21 protein-coding genes and 1 tRNA gene are annotated in these 22,283 nt (G+C 66.5%); 10 read left to right on the top strand and 12 right to left on the bottom strand.

Translation table 11 applies throughout. The features are described from left to right. Nucleotide 1: 1 nt before the first annotated feature. The 5 genes from GH815_RS07975 to ccrA form a co-directional block, all read right to left on the bottom strand. A complete protein-coding gene (locus GH815_RS07975) occupies nucleotides 2–1,534 on the bottom strand; it encodes an AAA family ATPase (protein ID WP_153748237.1) in 1,533 nt (510 codons plus the stop codon). A gap of 41 nt (nucleotides 1,535–1,575) precedes the next feature. Further along, entirely contained in the window at nucleotides 1,576–2,220 is a 645-nt protein-coding gene (locus GH815_RS07970) for an acyl-homoserine-lactone synthase (RefSeq protein WP_153748236.1), read from the bottom strand. 130 nt (nucleotides 2,221–2,350) lie between these two features. After that, nucleotides 2,351–3,064, bottom strand: coding sequence for a helix-turn-helix transcriptional regulator (locus GH815_RS07965; RefSeq protein ID WP_153748235.1), 714 nt, complete (start codon nucleotides 3,062–3,064; stop codon nucleotides 2,351–2,353). Further along, on the bottom strand, nucleotides 3,009–3,266 hold the full coding sequence (locus GH815_RS18840; protein WP_170290317.1) for a hypothetical protein: 258 nt from the start codon (nucleotides 3,264–3,266) through the stop codon (nucleotides 3,009–3,011). Before GH815_RS18840 ends, GH815_RS07965 begins: the two co-directional genes overlap by 56 nt. A 252-nt stretch (nucleotides 3,267–3,518) precedes the next feature. After that, on the bottom strand, nucleotides 3,519–4,811 hold the full coding sequence (gene ccrA / locus GH815_RS07960) for a crotonyl-CoA carboxylase/reductase (RefSeq protein WP_153748234.1): 1,293 nt from the start codon (nucleotides 4,809–4,811) through the stop codon (nucleotides 3,519–3,521). Nucleotides 4,812–4,993: 182 nt separating this feature from the next. Here ccrA and GH815_RS07955 point away from each other — a divergent pair, with 182 nt between their 5' ends. Together GH815_RS07955 and deoD are read left to right on the top strand one after the other, a co-directional pair. Beyond that, nucleotides 4,994–7,009 carry a protein meaA gene (locus GH815_RS07955; protein ID WP_343030723.1) on the top strand — a complete coding sequence of 672 codons (2,016 nt, stop codon included), beginning with the start codon at nucleotides 4,994–4,996 and terminating at the stop codon, nucleotides 7,007–7,009. Between the two features lie 177 nt (nucleotides 7,010–7,186). Next, nucleotides 7,187–7,891 (top strand): purine-nucleoside phosphorylase, encoded by a 705-nt coding sequence (deoD, locus tag GH815_RS07950; protein ID WP_153748232.1) that lies wholly within the window; start codon nucleotides 7,187–7,189, stop codon nucleotides 7,889–7,891. 63 nt (nucleotides 7,892–7,954) lie between these two features. Here deoD and GH815_RS07945 read toward each other — a convergent pair whose 3' ends face one another. Continuing rightward, nucleotides 7,955–8,821: an urea carboxylase-associated family protein gene (locus GH815_RS07945; protein ID WP_153748231.1), complete on the bottom strand. Its 867-nt coding sequence runs from the start codon at nucleotides 8,819–8,821 to the stop codon at nucleotides 7,955–7,957. Nucleotides 8,822–8,892: 71 nt separating this feature from the next. On the opposite strand from GH815_RS07945, the gene GH815_RS07940 reads away from it, so the two are divergent. Then, entirely contained in the window at nucleotides 8,893–9,327 is a 435-nt protein-coding gene (locus tag GH815_RS07940) for a hypothetical protein (protein ID WP_153748230.1), read from the top strand. A 26-nt stretch (nucleotides 9,328–9,353) separates the two neighbouring features. Here GH815_RS07940 and GH815_RS07935 read toward each other — a convergent pair whose 3' ends face one another. Beyond that, nucleotides 9,354–10,307, bottom strand: coding sequence for a LysR family transcriptional regulator (locus GH815_RS07935; RefSeq protein WP_153748229.1), 954 nt, complete (start codon nucleotides 10,305–10,307; stop codon nucleotides 9,354–9,356). 126 nt (nucleotides 10,308–10,433) lie between these two features. On the opposite strand from GH815_RS07935, the gene GH815_RS07930 reads away from it, so the two are divergent. The 4 genes from GH815_RS07930 to GH815_RS07915 are packed head-to-tail and all read left to right on the top strand — an operon-like array spanning nucleotide 10,434 to nucleotide 15,385. Next, nucleotides 10,434–11,855, top strand: a complete 1,422-nt coding sequence (locus GH815_RS07930; protein WP_153748228.1) for a form I ribulose bisphosphate carboxylase large subunit — start codon at nucleotides 10,434–10,436, stop codon at nucleotides 11,853–11,855. Nucleotides 11,856–11,876: 21 nt separating this feature from the next. Continuing rightward, on the top strand, nucleotides 11,877–12,233 hold the full coding sequence (locus tag GH815_RS07925) for a ribulose bisphosphate carboxylase small subunit (RefSeq protein WP_132695484.1): 357 nt from the start codon (nucleotides 11,877–11,879) through the stop codon (nucleotides 12,231–12,233). Nucleotides 12,234–12,286: 53 nt separating this feature from the next. Then, nucleotides 12,287–13,090 carry a CbbQ/NirQ/NorQ/GpvN family protein gene (locus tag GH815_RS07920; protein WP_153748227.1) on the top strand — a complete coding sequence of 268 codons (804 nt, stop codon included), beginning with the start codon at nucleotides 12,287–12,289 and terminating at the stop codon, nucleotides 13,088–13,090. Between the two features lie 3 nt (nucleotides 13,091–13,093). Beyond that, the gene (locus tag GH815_RS07915) at nucleotides 13,094–15,385 is read left to right on the top strand and encodes a nitric oxide reductase activation protein NorD (protein WP_153748226.1); all 2,292 of its coding nucleotides are present in this window, start codon (nucleotides 13,094–13,096) and stop codon (nucleotides 15,383–15,385) included. Between the two features lie 72 nt (nucleotides 15,386–15,457). On the opposite strand, the gene GH815_RS19165 is transcribed toward GH815_RS07915, so the two are convergent. From GH815_RS19165 to GH815_RS07890, 5 genes are all read right to left on the bottom strand, one after another. Continuing rightward, entirely contained in the window at nucleotides 15,458–16,951 is a 1,494-nt protein-coding gene (locus GH815_RS19165) for a c-type cytochrome (RefSeq protein ID WP_246176355.1), read from the bottom strand. A 488-nt stretch (nucleotides 16,952–17,439) separates the two neighbouring features. Then, nucleotides 17,440–17,516: transfer RNA gene (locus GH815_RS07905), tRNA-Arg, on the bottom strand. Between the two features lie 68 nt (nucleotides 17,517–17,584). Next, on the bottom strand, nucleotides 17,585–19,000 hold the full coding sequence (locus GH815_RS07900) for a sensor histidine kinase (RefSeq protein WP_153748225.1): 1,416 nt from the start codon (nucleotides 18,998–19,000) through the stop codon (nucleotides 17,585–17,587). A gap of 25 nt (nucleotides 19,001–19,025) precedes the next feature. Then, nucleotides 19,026–20,438 carry a dihydrolipoyl dehydrogenase family protein gene (locus tag GH815_RS07895; RefSeq protein ID WP_153748224.1) on the bottom strand — a complete coding sequence of 471 codons (1,413 nt, stop codon included), beginning with the start codon at nucleotides 20,436–20,438 and terminating at the stop codon, nucleotides 19,026–19,028. Between the two features lies 1 nt (nucleotide 20,439). After that, the gene (locus GH815_RS07890; protein WP_153748223.1) at nucleotides 20,440–21,165 is read right to left on the bottom strand and encodes a TVP38/TMEM64 family protein; all 726 of its coding nucleotides are present in this window, start codon (nucleotides 21,163–21,165) and stop codon (nucleotides 20,440–20,442) included. 292 nt (nucleotides 21,166–21,457) lie between these two features. Between GH815_RS07890 and rpmH the strand changes: the two genes are divergently transcribed. From rpmH to yidD, 3 genes are read left to right on the top strand one after another with little or no spacing between them, the layout of a single operon-like run. Then, on the top strand, nucleotides 21,458–21,592 hold the full coding sequence (gene rpmH, locus GH815_RS07885) for a 50S ribosomal protein L34 (protein ID WP_132462430.1): 135 nt from the start codon (nucleotides 21,458–21,460) through the stop codon (nucleotides 21,590–21,592). Between the two features lie 26 nt (nucleotides 21,593–21,618). Then, entirely contained in the window at nucleotides 21,619–22,041 is a 423-nt protein-coding gene (rnpA, locus tag GH815_RS07880) for a ribonuclease P protein component (RefSeq protein ID WP_153748222.1), read from the top strand. Continuing rightward, entirely contained in the window at nucleotides 22,038–22,283 is a 246-nt protein-coding gene (gene yidD / locus GH815_RS07875) for a membrane protein insertion efficiency factor YidD (protein WP_153748221.1), read from the top strand. The genes rnpA and yidD overlap by 4 nt, the downstream gene beginning before the upstream one ends.

Below are 22,283 nucleotides of genomic sequence, written 5' to 3'. Positions count from 1 at the left end.
CTCAGTCCCCGTCGAGCCCGGCCGACAGCGTCAGCGGCGCCGCCATCGTCACCAGATCGTCGGTTCCGAGCGGCCCGGCAGGCCGGGCAAGGCGATAGCGCGTGACCCAGATCAGCCGCGTCTCGGCCCGGGTGATCGCGACATAGGCCAGCCGCTTCCACAGGGGCTGCCCCGCCTCGCTGCGCCCGGCCCGTGCGGCGGCATAAAGATCCGGGGCAAAGACCTGCACCGTCTCCCACTGCGAGCCCTGCGCCTTGTGGATCGTCACCGCCGCCCCGTGCAGAAAGGCCGCGCCCATGTTCGCGGCATAGGGGATGAAGGGCTCCTCCTCCTCGGGCAGTTCGATCTTGACGATCGAGGCGGCCGAAATCTGCGGCTCCTCTGCCCCGATCACATGCAGCCGCGAGAACCCGGGCTTGCGGCCGGGGCCCAGATAGATCACCTGCGCGCCCTTGATCAGCCCCCGCGCCTCGAGATCGAGCCGCTTCTTGCGGTGCTTGAGCGGCAGTTCGATCCCGTCGCAGATCAACGGCTCGCCCGGCAGCAACGCATCCTCGGGGGCGCCATGGGCCTGGCGGAAGGCGTGGATCAGCCGAATCCGCGTCGCGTTGCGCCAGACCAGAACCGGCGAGCGCGCCATCAGGTCGGCATCGACCCGCGGGGCCACCACGACGCGCGAATCACGCGCCGCCGCGCGTTCGATCATCCGCTCGAACCCCTCGAACTCCAGCGCCGGATCGGACAGCGCATGGGCCAGATCAAGGATCGGGTTGTCATCCTGTTGCCGGTGGACCCGGTGCAACTCCAGCTTCTGCACCGCGGGCAGCGTGTCGAACACCATCTTGCCGGACTGGTTCACCGGAGCAAGCTGCGCGGGATCGCCGAACAGCACCAGCGCCGGGAACAGCTCCTTCAGATCCTCGAACTGGCGTTCATCCAGCATCGAGGCTTCGTCGACAAAGCCGATATCCAGGGGTTCCTCGCGCCGCTTCCAGCCGCGGATGAAATCGCTGCCCCGCAATCCCGCGGCGGCCAGCGCGCCGGGCACCGACTTGACGGATTGATAGAACGCAAAGGCACGGTCCAGCGCCGCATCGGTCAACCCCTCGACCGCGGGGCGCTCGCCCTCGCCGGTCAGCCATTGGGCGATCTTCTCGTATTCGGGGTCATAGACCGGCGTATAGATGATCCGGTGGATCGTTGTGGCGGGCACGCCGCGGGTGCGCAGCACGCTCGCCGCCTTGTTGGTCGGTGCCAGGATCGCCAGCGTCCGGCGGTCGCGTCGCCGCCGCCCCTCGTAATCCCCCGAGACGATCTCTACCCCGGCTTCCGCCAGCGCCGCGACAAGGCGCGCCAGCAGCATCGTCTTGCCCGATCCGGCCTTTCCGGTGATCGCCAGCAGCGCCTGCGCATCCTCTGCCCGCGGGCTCAGCGCCCCGGCGTCGATGTCGACACCCAGGCCGCGCAGCATCTCGGCCACGCGGTCATGGGCCTCGGCCTGGTCGTCGGAAAAGGTCAGGGGAGCAAGCGTCATGGGCGGAGCCTACAGGCGCCGCCCGCGGGGTGCCAGCGCGATCAGGCCGCCTCGAGGATCCGCTTTTTTGTCGGCGGGATGGCCGAGAAGGACTGCCGGAACCAGTCGAGCGAGGTCTCGCGCTCAATGCCCAGACGCTTCAGCGTGCGCGGCCAGAACGCATCGTCCCAACCCCACAGCCCGACCGCAAGGATATCCGATCCCTCGCCGACCTGGCCAATCACCTCGGGGGCCATGCCGAGCAGCCGGTAGATGCGGACCATGCGCGCGTCGAACACGCCGACGAAATGCTCGACCGCGAAATTCGCCATGATCTCGGCCCCACCCAGCGCCAGCGCCGCCGACACCTCGCGCCCCGCATCGGGGGCCAGGCAGAAGCGCGTGCATTCCCAGATCAGCGGGCTTTCGATACGGACGCCGCCGGTCACATGCAGGAAATGTTCGTTCACCATGGTCCGCCCGGTGGTGGGCAGGAACCGCATCGAGCCGCCATGCCGCCCGCCGGGCTGTTCCCAGATCACGTAAAGCGGGTTCAGCGTGTCGTACTGGTCGTGCTCCTCGCCGTTCTCGTCCACCGACACGTCCCAGCCCAGACGTTCGTGGAACTGGATCGCCCGGTCGCGGAACATCGTGTCACGCAGAAGGGGATGCTTGTGCAGGTCGACGCCGTAGATGTAACGCAGCATGTTGAGTAGCCCTTTGCCAGCCGATGACAGGGCAGAAGCTACGAAGGAGACCGTTACCAACGGCCTAAACCATCGCACACGCGGGAACAAAACGTGAAAAAGTTGCAGATTGCTGCCCTGCCCGTTGCAATCAGAGCACGATCAGCCCCGCATTGAGCGCCCGGGCCACGGCATGGGTGGTGTTGAGCGCGCCCAGCTTGTGCCGCGCGGCCTCTATATAGACCCGCAGCGTATGCTCCGATATATCGAGTTGATCGGCCGCCTGCGCCCTGCTCAGCCCCTTGGCCAGAAGCGTCAGAGCGCTGGTTTCCCGCGGCGAAAGTGTCGTCGACGGAGCGAGGTCGCGCTTGCCCTCGAATTCCAGGGCCTTCTTGTTGAAGTCATGCGCAATGATGATGAGATCACGCATGTTCCCCTGAACGAAGCGCGCCCATTCCACGTCGCTGCAACTGTGATTGGCCGTGAAGACCGCGAACTGGCCGTTGGGCCCGCGAATCGGAATGCTGAACCCCTGATTGCCGACCCCATGCGCCAGAGCGTCGGCCAGAAGTTCCCGGGCCACGCGCCCGGACCAGTCAAGCTGCTTCCAGTCGACAGGATGAAAGCGGTGAAGGCACCCCTGGACGACGGGGTCCACCCTCACATAGCCGCGCTCCAGGTAGCGGTCGACCCATTCGGTACTGTAGGTGCCTGCCCCGTATTGCTCCCCGACGCTGCTGACCCAGTGATAGACCACATGGGTGATGGCGTAATGGTCCCGAAGATCCTCGGTGGATTGTTGCAGATGCTCAAGCGTCGTTGCCTGTTGCAAGCGATCGAGGAACGATTCTAAGACGTCTTTCATCGCCCGACTTCAAACCCAACGGCACCCGGCAGGAGCCGCTTCCTCCGATTTCGGCCCGTGCGGGCGCAGCTTCCAGCGAAGATATCTCTACCGCTGCCAATGCCTGGCAGGTGGCAAGCTCCTCCGACAGAGCGACCAACCCGTTCTTACGGGCATAGTTCCTCAGATCCCCGAGAATGTCGATCAGCCACTCATGCTTCATGGTTTTCTTCCCCAAGTGGTTAATGAACCGTTAACACAAGCATAGCACGAGTTAACTTTTGTTGAAATTCGCCGATTTTCCCTCCCCAGATCTGGCGAGGGGGGCTTCAGCTAAAGGGTTGGCATGGTTTGGCGGCGGGGCGTCGACGCAGATCCGGACTCCAAGCGCACGCCCATAGCAGTTCGGCCCGGATCAGCTTGGCTGGTCCGGGCCGATTCGATCAGGTCGGGCGGGTTTCCCGCCCGGCGGGCATCAGGCGCCCTTGCCGGCCTCCAGCACATCCTCGAAGGTGCGCAGCCCGGTACGCGGCGCCTGCACCAGTACCGCCATATTGCCGGGCTTGTGCTCGTTGCGCATCATCTTCATGTGCGCGTCCGGGATCTCGGCCCAAGGGAAGACCTCGGACATGCAGGGATCCAGCCGACGCTGGCACATCAGCCGGTTGGCAGCCGCCGCCTGTTTCAGATGGGCAAAGTGGCTGCCCTGGATGCGCTTCTGGTGCATCCAGACATAGCGCGCGTCCATCGTCAGGTTGAACCCGGTGGTCCCGGCACAGATCACCACCATGCCGCCGCGCTTGACCACGAAGGTCGAGATCGGGAAGGTCGACTCGCCCGGGTGCTCGAACACCATGTCGACATTCACGCCCTTGCCGGTGATGTCCCAGATCGCCTTGCCGAACTTGCGCGCCTCGGCGAACCACTCCTTGTATTCCGGCGTGTTCACCTTGGGCAGTTGCCCCCAGCACTTGAAGTCCTTGCGGTTGATCACGCCCTTAGCGCCCAGATTCATCACGAAGTCGCGCTTCGATTCCTCCGAGATGACGGCAATGGCGTTGGCGCCCGCAGTGTTGATCAACTGGATCGCGTAAGAGCCGAGCCCCCCCGAGGCACCCCAGACCAGCACGTTCTGGCCCGGCTTCAACTCATGCGGGTGGTGGCCGAACAGCATCCGGTAGGCGGTGGCCAGCGTCAGCGTGTAGCAGGCCGATTCCTCCCAGGTCAGGTGCTTGGGCCGGGGCAGCAATTGCTGCGCCTGCACGTTGGTGAACTGCGCGAACGACCCGTCCGGCGTCTCGTAGCCCCAGATCCGCTGGGTGGGCGAATACATCGGATCGCCGCCGTTGCACTCTTCGTCGTCGCCGTCGTCCTGGTTGCAGTGGATCACGACCTCGTCGCCCACCTTCCAGTTCTTCACCTTGTCGCCCACCGCCCAGACGATGCCCGAGGCATCCGAGCCCGCGATGTGATAGGGCGCGCCGTGGCCGTCGAAGGGCGAGATCGGAACGCCGAGGCCCGCCCAGATTCCGTTGTAGTTCACGCCCGCCGCCATCACGAGCACCAGAACCTCGTGGCTGTCGATCGCGGGCGTCTCGACCACCTCGACCTGGAACGACTTGTCGGGCTCGCCATGACGCTCGCGCCGGATCGTCCAGGCATACATCTTCGGCGGAACGTATCCGAGCGGCGGCATCTCGCCGATCTCGTAAAGCTCTTTCTCGGGCGCCTCGTAGGGTGTGATCGACGGGTTCGTGTCCAAAGCCATCGGGGCCTCCTTGATCGGTGAAAATTCATGCCGCGGCGCAGAATCGACGCGGATGCCCCGGTCTGATAGAAGGCGTCACGCAACATTGCAACGAAATTCGGGGCGATCTTGGTAACTTTATGTCCCGTCCGATCCAGACTTGCCGCAATGCAGCGAATTGACATCGCCAGATCCTTACCCTTATCTCGGCGGAAGCGAAATTTTCTTGCCAACCGACTGCGAGGCGCGCCATGACCGAGACGACGAAAGACCGCCCCTGGCTGTTCCGCACCTATGCGGGCCACTCCACCGCCAAGGCGTCGAACGCGCTCTACCGCACGAACCTCGCCAAGGGCCAGACCGGCCTCAGCGTCGCCTTCGACCTGCCCACCCAGACGGGCTATGACAGCGACCACGAGCTTGCCCGCGGCGAGGTCGGCAAGGTCGGCGTGCCAGTGGCACATCTGGGCGACATGCGAACCCTGTTCGACCAGATCCCGCTCGAACAGATGAACACCTCGATGACGATCAACGCGCCCGCGCCCTGGCTTCTGGCGCTCTATATCGCGGTGGCCGAGGAACAGGGCGCCGACATCGCGCAGCTTCAGGGCACCGTCCAGAACGACATCATCAAGGAATACCTTTCGCGCGGCACCTATATCTGCCCGCCGAAACCGTCCTTGCGGATGATCACCGATGTCGCGGCCTACACCCGCGAGCATCTGCCCAAATGGAACCCGATGAACGTCTGTTCCTACCACCTGCAAGAGGCGGGCGCGACGCCGGAACAGGAGCTGGCCTTTGCGCTGGCAACCGCGACGGCGGTGCTGGACGATCTGACGACAAAGGTCGCGCCCGAACATTTCCCCGACATGGTGGGCCGCATCTCGTTCTTCGTGAACGCAGGCATCCGCTTCGTCACCGAGATGTGCAAGATGCGCGCCTTCGTGGAACTCTGGGACGAGATCTGCCGCGACCGCTATGGCGTCGAGGACGCGAAATACCGCCGCTTCCGCTATGGCGTGCAGGTGAACTCGCTCGGCCTGACCGAACAGCAGCCGGAAAACAACGTCTACCGCATCCTGATCGAGATGCTGGCGGTGACCCTGTCGAAGAACGCCCGCGCCCGCGCCGTGCAGTTGCCCGCCTGGAACGAGGCCCTGGGCCTGCCGCGCCCCTGGGACCAGCAATGGTCGCTGAGGATGCAGCAGATCCTCGCCTATGAAACCGACCTTCTGGAATATGGCGATCTCTTCGACGGCAACCCGGCGGTGACGGCGCGGGTCGAGGAACTCAAGGCCAATGCCCGCACCGAACTCGCCCAGATCGACGCGCTGGGCGGCGCGGTGGCGGCCATCGACTACATGAAATCGCGCCTCGTCGAGAGCAATTCCGAGCGCATCGTCGGCGTCGAGACCGGCGAGACGGTGGTGGTCGGAGTCAACCGCTGGACCCAGGCCGAGCCCTCGCCGCTGACCGCGGGCGAGGACGCGATCATGGTGGTCGATCCGGCGGTCGAGGCCGACCAGATCGCGCGCCTGAATGCCTGGCGGGCCGAACGCGACGCCGATGCCGTGCAGCACGCGCTCAAGGCGCTGCGCGAGGCCGCGGCGACGGGCGCCAACATCATGCCGCCCTCGATCGCGGCGGCGAAGGCGGGGGTCACCACCGGCGAATGGGGCGACGTGATGCGCAACGTCTTCGGCCAGTATCGCGGCCCGACGGGCGTGTCCAAGAACCCCTCGAACCGGACCGAGGGTCTTGACGACATCCGCGCCGCGGTTGACGCCGTGGCCGCCCGGCTGGGGCGGCGGCCAAGATTCCTGGTCGGCAAGCCCGGCCTCGACGGTCATTCCAACGGCGCCGAACAGATCGCTGCCCGCGCCCGAGATTGCGGCATGGAAATCCATTACGAAGGCATCCGCCTGACCCCGGCCGAGATCGTCGCCGCCGCGCGCGAGGGCGATGTGGATATCGTCGGCCTGTCGATCCTGTCGGGCAGCCATATCCCGCTGATGGAAAGCCTGATGGCCGAAATGCGCGCGGCCGGGCTGACGCATGTGCCCGTCGTGGTCGGCGGCATCATCCCCGAGGACGACGCAAAGCGTCTGCGGGCGATGGGCGTGGCCAAGGTCTACACGCCAAAGGATTTCGAACTGAACCGCATCATGTTCGATATTGTCGGGCTGATCGTCCCCGAACCAGCCGCCGCGGAATAGACGCCCCCGCGCCTTCTTCTGGCCTGAAATATTCCGGGGGAGCCGCCGCGCAGGCGGCGGCGGCGGGGGCAGCGCCCCCATTGGTCGCCTTGCCGCGCAAGGCGACCCATTGAGCGCTCTGCACTTGGCCTTGCCCAGGCCAGCCGCTACCCTCGGACGATCAGCACCGGAGCCCCCATGAGCATCCATATCGGCGCAGAACCCGGCCAGATCGCGGAAACCGTGCTGCTGCCGGGCGATCCGATGCGCGCGCAATGGGCGGCCGAGACCTTCCTGACCGATCCGGTCTGCATCAACCGCATCCGCGGCATGCTGGGCTTTACCGGCACATGGCGGGGCCATCGCGTGACGATCCATGGCAGCGGCATGGGCATGCCCTCGCTGTCGATCTATGCCAACGAGTTGATCCGCGATTTTGGCGCCAGGACGCTGATCCGCATCGGCTCGGCCGGGTCGATGCAGCCCCATGTGGGTTTGCGCGACATCGTGCTGGCGATGACGGCCTCGACGCTTTCGACGCCCTCGCGCGGCATCTTCCGCGACCTGAACTTCGCCCCCTGCGCCGATTTCGGCCTTTTGTCGGCGGCCCACGCGGCGGCCACGGACCGCGGCATCGCGGCCCATGTGGGCGGCATCTATTCGTCGGACGTGTTCTACGATGAACGCCCCGACCTGAACGAACAGATGACCCGCCACGGGGTTCTGGCGGTCGAAATGGAGGCCGCCGAGCTTTACATCCTGGCCGCCCGGCATGGCGTGCGGGCGCTGGCGGTGCTGACCGTTTCCGACCACCTGCTGACGGGTGCCGCCCTGCCCCCGGCGGACCGGGAAAGCAGCTTCGGGGACATGGTGGAAATCGCGCTTGAGGCCGCTTTCGCCTGACCAACGTCGCGCCTGTGGCACGGGCGCGACATGGGTATATTTGCCAAGAAGAAGACCAGGGGGTCAGAGCCCGTGACTGCGGTCATAGGGGGCGGGGGCGGGCGAGCGCCAGCCGGACAGCGCGCCGGGGGCGGGAGCGAGGATCTCGACCATCAGCGGGTGGCAGGTGGCGGTGGCGGGGCTGTTCGTGCCGCAATCCCCCCACGGACAGGCCGAGAGCGCGCCCAGCAGGTCGATCTCGGCGAAGAACTCGACATGATCGCCCGCGCGCGCGGGGCTGGCCTTGGTGAAATAGCGTTGCGTGTCGCGGGTGAAGCCTGTGCACATGAACAGGTTCAGTACGTCATGGACATGCGGTTCGGCCGCGTCCGGGGTCAGGCCGGTTTCGGCCGCAAGCGCGCGGATCAGATTGGAATGGCAGTGGTGGTGATACTGCCCGCCCGTCAGCAATGCGTTGGTATAGGGATCGCAGCGGGTGCCGATCACGTCATGCACCCCCGCCCCGTCGGCATCGACCCCGTACCAGCCAAGGCTGTCGGTGGTGATCGTCGCCATCGGCCGCAGCCAGGGCAGGCAGGACCAGAGCCGGTCGCCAACACCAACATGCGTGCCATGCAGCGCACGCGTCTTGCCGGAAAAGAACCGTTCGGACAGATCACCCGCCGCCCAGAGGTTCAGATCGCCCACCTGTGACCCTTCGGGGCAGGAGATGCGCAGGAACTGCCCCGCCGCGACCCGGAAACAACGTGCCTCGCGCGGCGGGACCAGCATCTCGGCGGTCTTTTCCGCGCCCGCCCGCGCCCGGGCATAAAGCGCCAGATCGGGGCGCGGCAGCGTGCCGTCCGGGTAGCAGATCACCGGGGGCGCGGCACGGCGGGCGGCGGCATCGGGGGGCGCTTTGGCGGGCTGGTCAGGGGGCAAGGCGGGCATTAGGCCTCCGGGACGACGCTTGACAGGACGCGGACAAGACAACACGCTCTTAGCATCGAAGGAGCGCGCGCATGAAGTCCCTGTTTCTTTGCTGTGTTCTCGCGGCCGCAAGCCCGGCACTGTCCCAGGACTGGGGCGATCTGGACGCCGCACTGGCGCGCGACCTTTCGCCGGGGGGCGAGACGCTGGGCAGCTACTGGCTGCCCGACAATGCCGATCCGGCCGAGGCGATGCGCGCCTTGGCCGTGCTTTATGCCCATATCCCGGGTTCGGCCAGCGGCTTCACGATCCATGCCGGGCTTTACGCGCGGGATGCGGCCGGCCTGCGCTTTGCTGGCCCGGTCGAGGGGCTGTTCGGCGCCGAGCCGCGCGATCCGGTCTTTCACGCCGAGCGGATGGAACTGACCACCTCGATGCCCGGCCCCGACGATCCGCATTGCTGCCCCAGCCTCGCGCAGCGCTGGTCGGTCGATTACTCCACGCGCAGCGTGACTGCGCTGGACTAGGGAGCGCGGAAGACCCCGGCGCCGGTTCAGGCGACCTTCCCGCCCATCTTTGCCGGCAGCGCGGGGGGCAGTTCGGGGCCGGCCTCGACCGCGGCGCGGGCATGGGTGACAAGATGATCCATGAACGCCTCGGCCGCGACCGACAGGTGCTTGCCGCGCGGATAGGCGACCTGCCATTGCCGCATCAGCGGGAAACCGGCCAGATCCAGCACCTGTAGAACGCCGGTCTGACCCTCCAGCGCGAGCGTGTCGCGCGAGAGCATCGCCAGCCCCAGCCCGCCGATCACCGCCTGCTTGATCGCCTCGTTCGAGCCCAGTTCCATCCGCATCGGCAGTGTCAGCCCGCGGGCGCGGAAGAAGCGTTCGGCGGCAAGCCGCGTGCCCGAGCCCGCTTCGCGCAGGATGAAGGGTTCCAGCGCCAGCCGTTCGGGCGCGATGTTGCGTTCACCGACCAGCGGGTGATCGTAGCGCGCGATCGCGACGATGGGGTTGTCGGCAATCGCGGTGGCGATCACGTCCAGCCCGTCGGGCACGGTGCCCAGCACGCACAGATCGTCCTCGCTGGCCCCCAGCCGGTCGAGGATCGCCTGGCGGTTGGTCACGGTCAGTGCGACCTCGATGCCGGGATTTCGGGTGCAGAAATCGCCCAGCAGCCGGGGCATGAAATACTGCGCGGTGGACACGATAGCGAGCCGCAGCCGCCCCTCGCGCAGCCCGCGCATGTCGGCCAGCCGCATCTTCATCCGCTCCAGCCCTTCGAGCGTCTCGCGCGCGCCCTCCAGCACGACGCGGCCGGCATCGGTCAGGAACATCCGCTTGCCCACCCGGTCGAGCAGCACCATGCCCAGCCGGTCCTCGAGCTGGCGGACCTGGGCGAAGACGGCGGGCTGGGTCAGGTTCAGTTCCTCGGCGGCGCGGGTGTAGCTTTCATGCCGGGCGACGGACTGGAAGACGCGGAACTGGCGGATGGTGACGGGCATGGATCATAATCTTTCGTCTATTCTGGAAATAAGAACTATTCATTTTTCCATAATGACACAAGCCGCCATAGTGCCCGCGACCCGACTCGGATCGGGCGATGACGGATCATTCGCGGAGGAGGCACCATGTCTGCCAAGAAATACGATGCCGGTGTGAAGGAATACCGGTCGACCTATTGGGAACCCGATTACAAGGTGAAGGACAGCGACGTTCTGGCCGTGTTCAAGGTGATCCCGCAGCCCGGCGTGGACCGCGAGGAAGCCGCCGCTGCGGTCGCGGCCGAAAGCTCGACCGGCACCTGGACGACGGTCTGGACCGACCTTCTGACCGATCTGGACTATTACAAGGGCCGCGCCTACGCGATCGAGGATGTGCCCGGTTCGGATGATGCGTTCTACGCCTTCATCGCCTACCCGATGGACCTGTTCGAGGAAGGCTCGGTCGTCAACGTGTTCACCTCGATCGTGGGCAACGTGTTCGGCTTCAAGGCGGTGCGCTCACTGCGACTTGAGGACGTGCGCTTCCCGTTGTGGTTCGTGATGACCTGCTTCGGCCCGCCCCACGGCATCCAGGTCGAGCGCGACAAGCTGGACAAGTATGGCCGCCCGCTGCTGGGCTGCACGATCAAGCCGAAACTGGGCCTGTCGGCCAAGAATTACGGCCGCGCGGTCTATGAATGCCTTCGCGGCGGTCTCGACTTCACCAAGGACGACGAGAATGTGAACAGCCAGCCCTTCATGCGCTGGCGCGACCGCTTCGATTTCTGCCAGGAAGCCATCGAGAAGGCCGAGATCGAGACCGGCGAGCGCAAGGGTCACTACATGAACGTGACCGCGCCGACCGTGGAAGAGATGTTCAAGCGCGCCGAATACGCCAAGGAGATCGGCACGCCGATCATCATGTCGGATTACCTGACAATCGGATGGGCGGCGCATAACTCGCTGTCGAAATGGTGCCGGGACAACGGGCTGCTGCTGCACGTTCACCGCGCCATGCATGCGGTGATGGACCGCAACCCGAACCACGGCATCAACTTCCGCGTGCTGACGAAACTGCTGCGCCTGCTGGGTGGCGACCACCTGCATTCGGGCACCGTCGTCGGCAAGCTGGAAGGCGACCGCGAGGCGACGCTGGGCTGGATCGACCTGATGCGCGACCGATACATCAAGGAAGACCGCTCGCGCGGGATCTTCTTCGATCAGGACTGGGGCGGGATGCCGGGCCTGTTCCCGGTGGCCTCGGGCGGGATCCATGTCTGGCACATGCCGGCGCTGGTCTCGATCTTCGGCAACGACTCGGTGCTGCAATTCGGCGGCGGCACGCTGGGCCACCCTTGGGGCAACGCGGCGGGTGCCGCGGCCAACCGGGTGGCGCTGGAAGCCTGCGTGCAGGCGCGCAACGAGGGCCGCGAGATCGAGAAGGAGGGCAAGGACATCCTGATCGCCGCCGCCCAGCACAGCCCCGAACTGAAGATCGCCATGGAAACGTGGAAGGAGATCAAGTTCGAGTTCGACACCGTGGACAAGCTGGACACCCAGCACCGCTGATCGCCCAGAGGGAGAGAGAATATGAGCAAGGTTCAGGACTACAATTCGCGGCTGTCGGATCCCGCAAGCCGCAAGATGGGCACCTTTTCCTATCTGCCGCCGATGGATGACGCGCAGATTCGCAAGCAGGTGGAATGGATCGTGAAACATGGCTGGAACCCGGCCATCGAACACACCGAGCCGGAATATGCGATGTCGAATTTCTGGTACATGTGGAAGCTGCCGATGTTCGGGGAAACCGATGTCGACGTGATCCTGGCCGAACTGAAGGCCTGTCACGAGGCGAACCCGGACAACCATGTCCGCCTGATCGGCTACAACAATTTCAGCCAGAGCCAGGGCGCGAACATGGTGGTCTATCGCGGCACCCCGGTCTGAGACATCTGCCCGCCGCGTGATCTGCGCGGCGGGCACCCCGAGCGGAGGCGAGAATGAACGAGATGATCGAGCAATACCGCGTGGCGGCCGAGCCCTATTACCGCCCCGTCGCGAACGAGGTCACGATGTTTCAGGCGGCCTATGCCGCCAGGATGCCGGTGATGCTGAAAGGCCCGACAGGCTGCGGCAAGACCCGCTTTGTCGAGCACATGGCCTGGAAGCTGGGCAAGCCGCTGGTCACGGTGGCCTGCAACGAGGACATGACCGCCTCCGACATCGTGGGCCGGTTCCTGCTGGATGCCGATGGCACGCGCTGGCAGGACGGGCCGCTGACCTTCGCGGCGCGGCACGGGGCGATCTGTTACCTCGACGAGATCGTCGAGGCCCGCCAGGACACGACCGTAGTGATCCACCCGCTGACCGACAATCGCCGCGTGCTTCCCCTTGAGAAGAAAGGGGAATTGCTGCGCGCGCATCCGGATTTCCACCTCGTCATCAGTTACAACCCGGGCTATCAGAGCCTGATGAAGGATCTGAAGCAATCCACCAAGCAACGCTTCGGCGCGCTGGATTTCAACTATCCCGACCATGCCGTGGAGGTCGAGATCGTCGCCCATGAGGCAGGCGTGGACCCGAAGGACGCCGACAAGCTGGTGTCGATCGCGGAACGTGCGCGCAACCTCAAGGGGCACGGGCTGGACGAAGGCATTTCCACGCGGATGCTGATCCATGCCGGGTCGCTGATGGCGCAGGGCATTCCTGCTGTCGCCGCCTGCCAGATGGCGCTGGTGCGCCCCATCACCGACGACCCGGACATGCGCGACGCGCTGGACGCGGCCGTCACCACCTATTTCTAGACCATGGCCACGCTCGCCGATTTCGCCGAGCTGACCGCCGAACTGGACGAGGCCCAGCACGCGATCCTCGACCAGTGCTGGCCCGATGCGATCCGGGTGCTGTCGCCGCGGGGGCTGGACAACTGGCTGAAGGGCGCGGTCGCGCTGGGCCATATGGGGCGCGGCGATCATATCGTGCGCACCTGGATCGAGGTGGCCCCGACGCTTGCCCGCGATCTGGGCGAGGATGTGATCCCCGATTTCGCCCAGACGCTGCTGGGCTTTGCCTCGCGCACCTCGGGGGCAGTGATCGAGCGGGTGATCGCGACCGCGCCCGTCGCATCGCGCCGGCTGTCCGACCCGGATCTGTTTCGCGCCTATCTGCAATTGCTGAACCAGCTTCTGGCCCAGGCCCCGCGCGGCCTGAGGCCCATGCTGGAGCATCTGGAGGAATTGCTGGATGTGCTGACGCTGGGCGGGCTCAGGCGCTGGGCCAATTGGGGCGCGCAGGCGCATCGCACGGATTTCGAGGAACTGACGCGCTATTTCGGGCTGGAAAGCGCGGAATCGCAGGCCGTGCTGCAAAAGGAACGCAAAGGCACGCTGTTCGTCGATATCCATCGCCGGATCGGGATGTATCTGCGCGCGCTCTGGGGCCGGGATTTCCTGATGCGCCCCACCGCGGGCGATTTCGAAAGCCGCGAAGGCGTGCGCCCCTTCATCGCGGACTGGTTCCTGCACCTGCCGGATGCCTATGACGACTGGCGGGGCGTGCCGGGGCTCGATCTCTATCGCGCTGCCGCCGCGCATGCCGCCGCCCATGTGGTTGCGACCACGGCCGCGATCCCGGGGGATGGTCTGAACGCGCTGCAACAGGCGTGCATCGGGCTGATCGAGGATGCGCGGGTGGAAACGCTGGCCATCGCGCGCTTTCCCCGCCTGCGCGATCTGTGGCGGCGGTTCCACGCGCCCACGGATGACGGGTCGATGGGCGCGCAGTTCGACCGGATCGCGCTGGCCCTGCTGGCTCCAGACTGGCCGACCGAGGATCCGCTGGCACTCTGGGCGCGGGAGCGGATCGCCGGGGCCGAACTGTCGGATTCTAGCATGTCCCGCGATCTGGGGCTGGAGCTTGCCCATCGGCTGCGCGACCGGCCCTATTCCGCGTATCGCGACGTTCAGGGTGCGCCCTATCGCGACGACAACCGCTATGTCTGGGAATTCGAAGAAATCGACTGGGACAAGGGATTTGCGCAGGCCCCGGAACAGGTTCGCAAATATGTCTCGCTGATGGAGATGGTGAACGAGGTCGAGGTCGAGACCGCGGGCGAGGATGCACAGGAAATCTGGGTCGCCGAGAACGAATTGTTCGACGATAACGGCATTTCCTTCAACGAGAAGGAAGGCAAGGAGCCGGTCGCGCCCCCGGTCTTCTATGACGAGTTCGATTATCAGATCCAGATGGCCCGCCCGGCCTGGGCGACCGTGCTGGAAAAGCGCCCGCGGCTGGGCGATCCGGCCGAGATCGACGCGATCCTGACCGAGAACCGCAAGCTGACCCAGCGCATGCGCCACCTGCTGGACGCGATGCAGCCGCAGGGCGTACAGCGCATCCGCAAGCTCGAGGACGGGGACGAACTGGACATCAACGCCGCCTTGCAGGCGATGGTCGATATCCGCATGGGCCAGCAGCCCGATCCGCGGGTGATGATGCGATCCGTGCGCAAGGTCCGCGACATTGCGGTGATGACGCTACTGGATCTGTCGGAATCTACCAATGACAAGGTGGCGGGGCAGGATCAGACCGTTCTGGACCTGACCCGCGCCGCCACCGTCCTGCTGTCCGAGGCGATCCACAAGGTCGGCGATGCCTTTGCGCTGCACGGCTTCTGTTCGGACGGGCGGCACAATGTCTTCTACCTGCGCTACAAGGATTTCGACCAACCTTGGGGCGATCTGCCCAAGGCCCGCCTTGCCGGGATGGAGGGGCGGCTTTCCACCCGCATGGGCGCCGCGATCCGCCATGCCGGGGCGCATCTGAACCGGGTGGCGGCGAACAAGAAGCTGATGCTGGTCATCACCGACGGGGCGCCTGCCGATATCGACGCGCGCGATCCGCAATACCTGCGCCAGGACGCCCGCGCCGCGGTGCAGGAGGTGGCGCGGATGGGCGTTATCCCGTTCTGCCTGACGCTCGATCCGCGCGCCGATCAGTATGTGGCGCAGATCTTCGGGCAGCGGAACTATCTGGTTCTGGAAAATGTCGAGCGCCTGCCCGAACGGCTGCCGATGCTTTACGCCGGTCTGACAAGATAAACCCCGCCCCGGCGCGTGGCCGGGACGGGGCTTCTTGTTCAGGACGTCCAGGCCACGCGGGCCGGATGGGCCTTATTGCGCCAGCGTGGCGAGATAGGCGTAGACGTCAAAGGATTCCTGCTCGCGGCGGACCTGGTGGGTCATGGCACCACGCGCGCGGGGATCGGCAAGGTATTCGCGCAGGAACGCGGTCGGGTTGCCCGCATAGCTCACGAACTGGTCCTCGGTCCAGACAAGACCCGCAGCCCCGGCCGCCGCCATGGAAGCCGAGTATTTGAAGCCCTCGACCTCGCCGGCCGGACGGCCTGCAACACCGTAGAGGTTCGGACCAACCGCCAGGCCACGGCCCGCCAGCATTTCGCCCGCCGGGTTGGTGACCGTGTGGCAGGTGGTGCACTGACGGAACGCCGCCTCGCCCGCGGCCGGATCGCCGCTGAAGGCCACGGCCATGACGGCGGGGGCAGCTTCCTCGGCCGCAGCTTCTTCCGCGGCTTCTTCGGTCACTTCCTCGGCCGCCGCCTCTTCCGCAGCTTCCTCGGTCACTTCCTCGGCGGGCGCCTCTTCCGCAGCTTCCTCGGTCGCTTCCTCGGCAACCGCTTCTTCCGCAGCTTCTTCGGTCACTTCCTCGGCGACCGCTTCTTCCGCGGCTTCTTCGGTCACTTCCTCGGCTACCGCCTCTTCCGCAGCTTCTTCGGTCGCTTCCTCGGCGACCGCTTCTTCCGCGGCTTCCTCGGTCACTTCCTCGGCGACCGCTTCTTCCGCGGCTTCTTCGGTCACTTCCTCGGCGACCGCTTCTTCCGCGGCTTCCTCGGTCACTTCCTCGGCGACCGCTTCTTCCGCGGCTTCTTCGGTCACTTCCTCGGCAGCCGCTTCTTCCGCGGCCTCTTCGGTCACTTCCTCGGCGACCGCTTCTTCCGCCGGTGCCTCGACGATGGCGGCGGACAGGCCGGCAAGCGCCGCGGCGCGGGCGGCAAGGTCGGAATACTCCGCGGCCAGCGCAGCGGCCTGCTCGGCCAGGCTCATGGCAGAGGCGACGGCTTCCGGCGTGTCGACCGCGGGCGCCTCGACGGCGGCTTCCTCGGCAACGTCCTCGACGGCTTCCTCCTCAACGGCCTCTTCCGCAACTTCTTCTTCCGCGGCAGCCTCTTCGACGGCTTCCTCGGCGACCGCTTCGGCAGCCTCTTCCGCGACGACTTCTTCCGCAGCGGCTTCTTCAGTGACCTCTTCCTCGGCCGGCGCCTCTTCGGCGGCGTCCTCGGCGGCTTCTTCCTCGGTCACTTCCTCGGCAACGGCCTCTTCGGCGATCGCGTCCTCGACGACCGCGTCCTCGGCCGGAGCCTCGACGGCGGGGGCCGGGGCGGGCGGCGGGGCAGAGCTGTAGTTCACGGCGACGATCGCAAGACCGATCGCCGGAGCGGCAACGATCAGCCGGATCAGGTTTTGAGAGTTATTGGCCATCTTCCATCCTTTTTCTGTCCGCTGCCCGGGCGCAGCACACACGCCCCACGGCAGGACGTCCTCCTGAGGGTTCCGGCGGGGGCCCCAGATACCGCCCGCGCAGGCCATGAAGCATCAGCCCGTCCCGAAGGGGCCTTTCCCCTCGGGACAGCGCAGCGCCGCCGACCACGCGGGACAATAGCGCGCCCCGACGCCAATGGCATCCAGAGTCGGCCCCCCTGCGACGCTGATACGCGGCCCCGGGGCGTTGTGAGGGCTTGAAACCGGTTCAGGCAGGGGTGCCAGGCCGCCCGCAGAGCGTCAGGAGCAGAAAATCGGGCCGGATGAACGGGTTGCCCCGATTCGGATCAGCAGGTTGCCGGGCCAAGAATTGGGTAGGGAGAGGTGGTGCGCTGGCCGAGGCGGGCGCCACGCCCCACCAGATCGCCGTCTGGACGGGCCACGTCACTCTGGAGGAGGCCGAGCACTGCACGCGCGCGACTCAGCGCCAGGCGGCCGTGATGGGGGAGGAACAGGAACAGAACGTTGCAAACTCCCCCGCGCAAAGTGCAAACGCCACAAAAAAGCGCCGCTAAATCAGCTCATTGCGGGAGAGGTGGCGCGCTGGGGAGGATTCGAACCCCCGACCCCTTGATTCGTAGTCAAGTACTCTATCCAACTGAGCTACCAGCGCGTGGAAGGGGGATGTAACGCCCGCGCCGGGGCATTGCAAGGGGCAAACCGACCGCGCGGTGCAACGGATCACGAAGCCTTCTGGTCCTGTCCGAACAGCACCGCTTCGGATTTCGGCAGCCTGATCTCGAAATCGGTGCCGGTGGCGTCCGAGCGGCGCAGCACCAGCGCTCCGCCATGGCCGCGCACCAGTTCGACCGAGATCGCAAGGCCGAGCCCCGTGCCGCCCTTGCGGGTGCCGCCCTGAAAGGGCTGGAACAGATGCTCGCGCGCCTTGGGCGGCAGCCCAGGGCCGGTATCGGTGACATGGATGGTCCAGGTGGCCTCGTCCTCCTCGGCGCGGATACCGATCTCGCCGGGCTTGCCGCTGGCCAGAATCGCCTGACGCGCATTGCGGATCAGGTTGGTCAGGACGCGGTGCAGCTGTTCGGGATCGGCGCGCAGCACCAGCCCCGCGGGCACATCCTCGGCAAAGCTGATATCCTCGTCGCCCGCAGCCAGCCGTTCGGCATCCACCACATCGTTGACGATGGCGGCCAGCCGCACCCGTTCCAGCCGGGGCGGCGGTTCCTGCGCGCGGCCAAAGGCCAGCGTCGTCTCGCACAGGTTCACCGCGCGGCTGATCGCGCCGACGATCTTGGGCGCGGCACGCTTGACGCCCGGATCCTCGCTGGCCTCCATCCGGTCGGCGAACAACTGGGCGGTGGCCAGGATGTTGCGCAGATCGTGGCTGATCTTGGCGACGGCGGCGCCAAGCTGGGCCAGCCGTTCCTTCTGGCGCAGCGCGCCGGTCAGTTCGTTCTGAAGGCTTTGCAACGCGGTTTCGGCCTCGTTCAACTCGCGCACCCGGGCGGTGGGCGAGATGATGCGGCGGGTGTCCTCGGGCGCCTCGGCGTAAAGCTGCATGGCGCGCACGACGCGCCGGATCGGCGTCACCATCAGCCGCTGGACCGCAAGGAACAGCAACAGCGCCGTCATCACCGAGATCACCGCAGAGAGCCACAGGATGCGCAACCCGTACTCGATCATCGCCGCGCGCAGCGATTCGGTGCCCATCGTGACCTCGATCAGCAGGCCCGCATCGCGCACCGGTTCGCCGATCACGCGGATCACGCGCGGGACCGGATCGGTAAGCTCGTGCAACGCATCCACGATCAGTTCGACCGCGCCCGGGTCGCGCAGGTCATAGCTCTGGTGGACCGGCTCGGGGATCGGCGAGGACAGGACCAGTTCGCGCGCCTGATCGCGGCGCAACGCGACGTTGTAGACGCCCGCATTGGCCAGCAGTTCCGCCTCGATATCCTCGTCGATCATCTCGTCGGTGACCAGAAGTGCAAGCGAGGCGATCTGCGCCCGTTCCAGCCGCGACAGCAGGTAATCCTCGCGGAACCGCGCAATGGAGGGCAGGAAGATCAGCACTTCGGCCAGCATGACGAACAGGATCGTCAGCATCAGGAACCGGCCGGAGAGCGAATTCAGGAACATCACACACGCCCATGCCCCCCAGGGCTCAGGGCAAGAGGCGCTGCGTGATGCGAACGGCCCGTTTGACCCAGGGATTCTCGAACAATCTGGGCGAGAAGTACGCACCTGCCGCCCGCTTGCTAACCTCGCCCAGCGTCGGATAAGGCGCAACCATCTTCGCGATATCGGCCATCTTCAGCCCATTGGCGAGCGCGAACGCCCACAGCCCGATCAGATCCCCCGCCCCCTCGCCCGCGATGGACACACCGATGGGGCGGCCCCGGAGGACCATCACCTTGATCAGCCCCTCGGTCCGGCCGGTGGCGATGGCGCGGTCATTGCCCGAAAAGGCGAAGCGGGCAATTTCCAGCCGCGGGCCATGCGTCGCGCGGGCCTCGGCCTCGGTCGGGCCGATCCGCGCAAGTTCGGGGTCGGTATAGGTGACCTGGGGAATATGGGCGGTCCCGGCCCTTGCGGGCAGGCCCAAGAGGATCGGGCGGATCACGACGCCCGCGTGATAGCCCGCGACATGGGTGAACTGCATCCCCCCCGCCGCATCGCCGATGGCATAGACGCGGCGATTGGAACTGCGCAGGTCGGGGCCGACGCTGACCCCGGCTTGCGTGGCCTCGATCCCCGCCGCGGCAAGGTCCAGCCGGTCGAGCGCGGGCAGGCGGCCGGTCGCGACCAGAAGATGGGTGCCGGTGAGCGGGCCCCGGGCGGTCTCGACCGTTACGGCGCCGGGCTGGCCGCTGATGCGCTCGGCCCGGGTGCCCTCGATCAGCCGGACGCCTTCGGCGCGCAGACGGTCCAGAACGATGGCGGCAAGTTCGGGGTCTTCGCGGTTCAGCGCGCGCTCGGCCTCGATCACGGTGACTTCGGCGCCCAGCCGCCGATGCGCCTGCGCCATTTCCATGCCGATCGGGCCGCCGCCAAGGATCAGCAGGTGGCCGGGCCGCTCGCGCAGGTCGAACAGCGTTTCGTTCGTCAGATAGGGCACCTTATCGAGCCCCGGGATCGGCGGGATGGAGGGGCGCGCGCCGGTGGCGATCACGAAGCGGCGAGCGCGGATGATGTGCCCGCCGGCCTCGACCTCGCCTTCGTTCAGGAAGCGGCCCCAGGCCGGGATGACGCGCACGCCCAGCCCCTCGAACCGTTCGACGCTGTCATGGGGTTCGATGGTGGCGATGGTGGCCTGCACATGGGCCATGGCCGCGGCGTAGTCGATCTGCGGCGCGACCCCCGGGATGCCGCAGCCGCCCTGCCGCATGCTCTGGGCCTGTTTCGCCGCCGCCAGCAATGCCTTGGAGGGCACGCAGCCATAGTTCAGGCAATCCCCGCCCATCCGGTGCCCCTCGACCAGCACGACGCGGGCGCCCATCTGCACCGCCCCCGCCGCCAGCGACAGCCCGCCCGAGCCTGCGCCGAGGATGCACAGATCGGTCCTGATGCGCGCCATCTCAGCGGGCCTTGCGGACAAGGCGGACCATCATCGGCAGCGCGGCCAGCGCGGCAAGGCCGAGGAGGGGTCCGAGTATATGCGGCTCGAAGATCAGGCCCAGATTCGGGCTCTCGCCGCGGGCCAGCACCTCGCCCAGCCCGGCGCCGACCCAAGTGTAGACCAGCGCGCCGGGCATGATGCCGAAGAAGGTGGTCAGCGCGAACCGGTCGAGCCGCACGCCGACCAGCGCGGGCAACAGATTCGCCACGAAGAAGGGCACGGCAGGCACCAGCCGGATCAGGAACAGGACCGACAGTTCGTTCTCGCGCAGCCCCTCGCGCAGCCGCTTGACCCGGCCTTCGGAGGCGTCGAGCCGCGCGGCCAGCCGTTCGCCCAGCCCGGCGCGGGCCGCAAGGAAGATCAGGACGGCGCCAAGGGTCGCGGCGCTGACGTTGAACAGCACGCCCGGGAACAGCCCGAACAGGAAGCCCCCCGTCAGCGTCGCCACCAGCGCCCCGGGCAGCGAGAAGGCGACGATCAGCACATAGGCGGCCAGAAAGCCCAGGACGGTCGCAACCAGATGGGTGTCGCGAAACGCGATCAGCGCCTCGCGATGCTCGGCCAGCGCCTGGAAGGACAAATGCTCGCGCAGCGTCAGCGCCCCCAATGCCGCGACCAGCAGGATCGCGATCAGCGGCAGGCGGCGGGCCAGGCCGGGCCTTGGCGTGTCGGTCATGTCGCTCATCCTTCGGGCTCTTTCCGGCTTGTCTCGCGCCCTCGCAAGATGCGCCGCGGGCCATGCTCCTGACAGGGGCCTCACGCGGCCTTGATCGGCGGTGACGAAAGGGACAGGCTTTGGCAGGGATTCGCAACGCGGCCGTAACATTCGGGGCCATGGAATCCGCCATCTGTTGCAACAATTCCGTGCAGGGATGAATTGACTTGTCCGGCCCGACCCCCTAAAGACCGGGCTTCGAACAACATGGGGCCTTCGAATCCGCACGCGGTTTGGGCCTGAGCGAACGGAGCGAAGCGCGATGAAACGCACCTTCCAGCCCTCGAACCTGGTCCGCAAGCGGCGCCATGGCTTCCGTGCGCGCATGGCCACCAAGGCCGGCCGCAAGATCCTGAACGCCCGCCGCGCCCGCGGCCGCAAGCGGCTGAGCGCGTAAGACACGCGCCGACCAGTCCGGACACAATGAGACCGCCGGGGGCGAACGTGGCAGGCGAAACGCCGGGGTCCACGGAAACGCCTGCGGCGGCTTCTCTGTGTCCGAAGGTGCTGTGCAAGCGCGTCGATTTCCTGCGTGCCGCACGCGCCCTACGTCAGTCCGCGCCCGGTTTCATCCTTCAGGCCCGCGAACGCGCCGAGGGCGAGGCCGAGGCCGAGCGCATCCGCGTCGGTTTCACCTGCTCGAAGAAGGTCGGAAACGCCGTCGCCCGCAACCGCGCCAAGCGCCGCTTGCGCGAGATTGCCCGCTTGGTTCTGCCCGCCCATGGCCGCGAAGGCTGGGATTACGTCCTGGTCGGCAGGCCCGAGATCACCGCCACCCGCGATTTCGCCGCCATGCAGGCCGACCTTAAACGCGCGCTGGCCAAGGTGCATGGGCGCGCGCGATGACCCCGCTGGCCCGCCTGCTGGCCTTGCCGATCCGGGCCTATCGGCTGATCCTCAGCCCATGGGTCGGGTTCAACTGCCGCTATCAGCCGACCTGCTCGGCCTACGCGCTGGAGGCGCTGGAAAAGCATGGCGCGATCAAGGGCGGCGCGATGGCAGCCTGGCGCATCCTGCGCTGCAACCCGTGGGGCGGCTGCGGCTATGATCCGGTGCCCGAACCGAAGAACAAGGCGCAGGACGGCTGA

Source organism: Rhodovulum strictum, assembly GCF_009649175.1.
Taxonomy (GTDB): domain Bacteria; phylum Pseudomonadota; class Alphaproteobacteria; order Rhodobacterales; family Rhodobacteraceae; genus Rhodovulum; species Rhodovulum strictum.
Note: the sequence above shows the minus strand (reverse complement) of the source record. Positions and strands in the feature narration are given on the sequence as shown.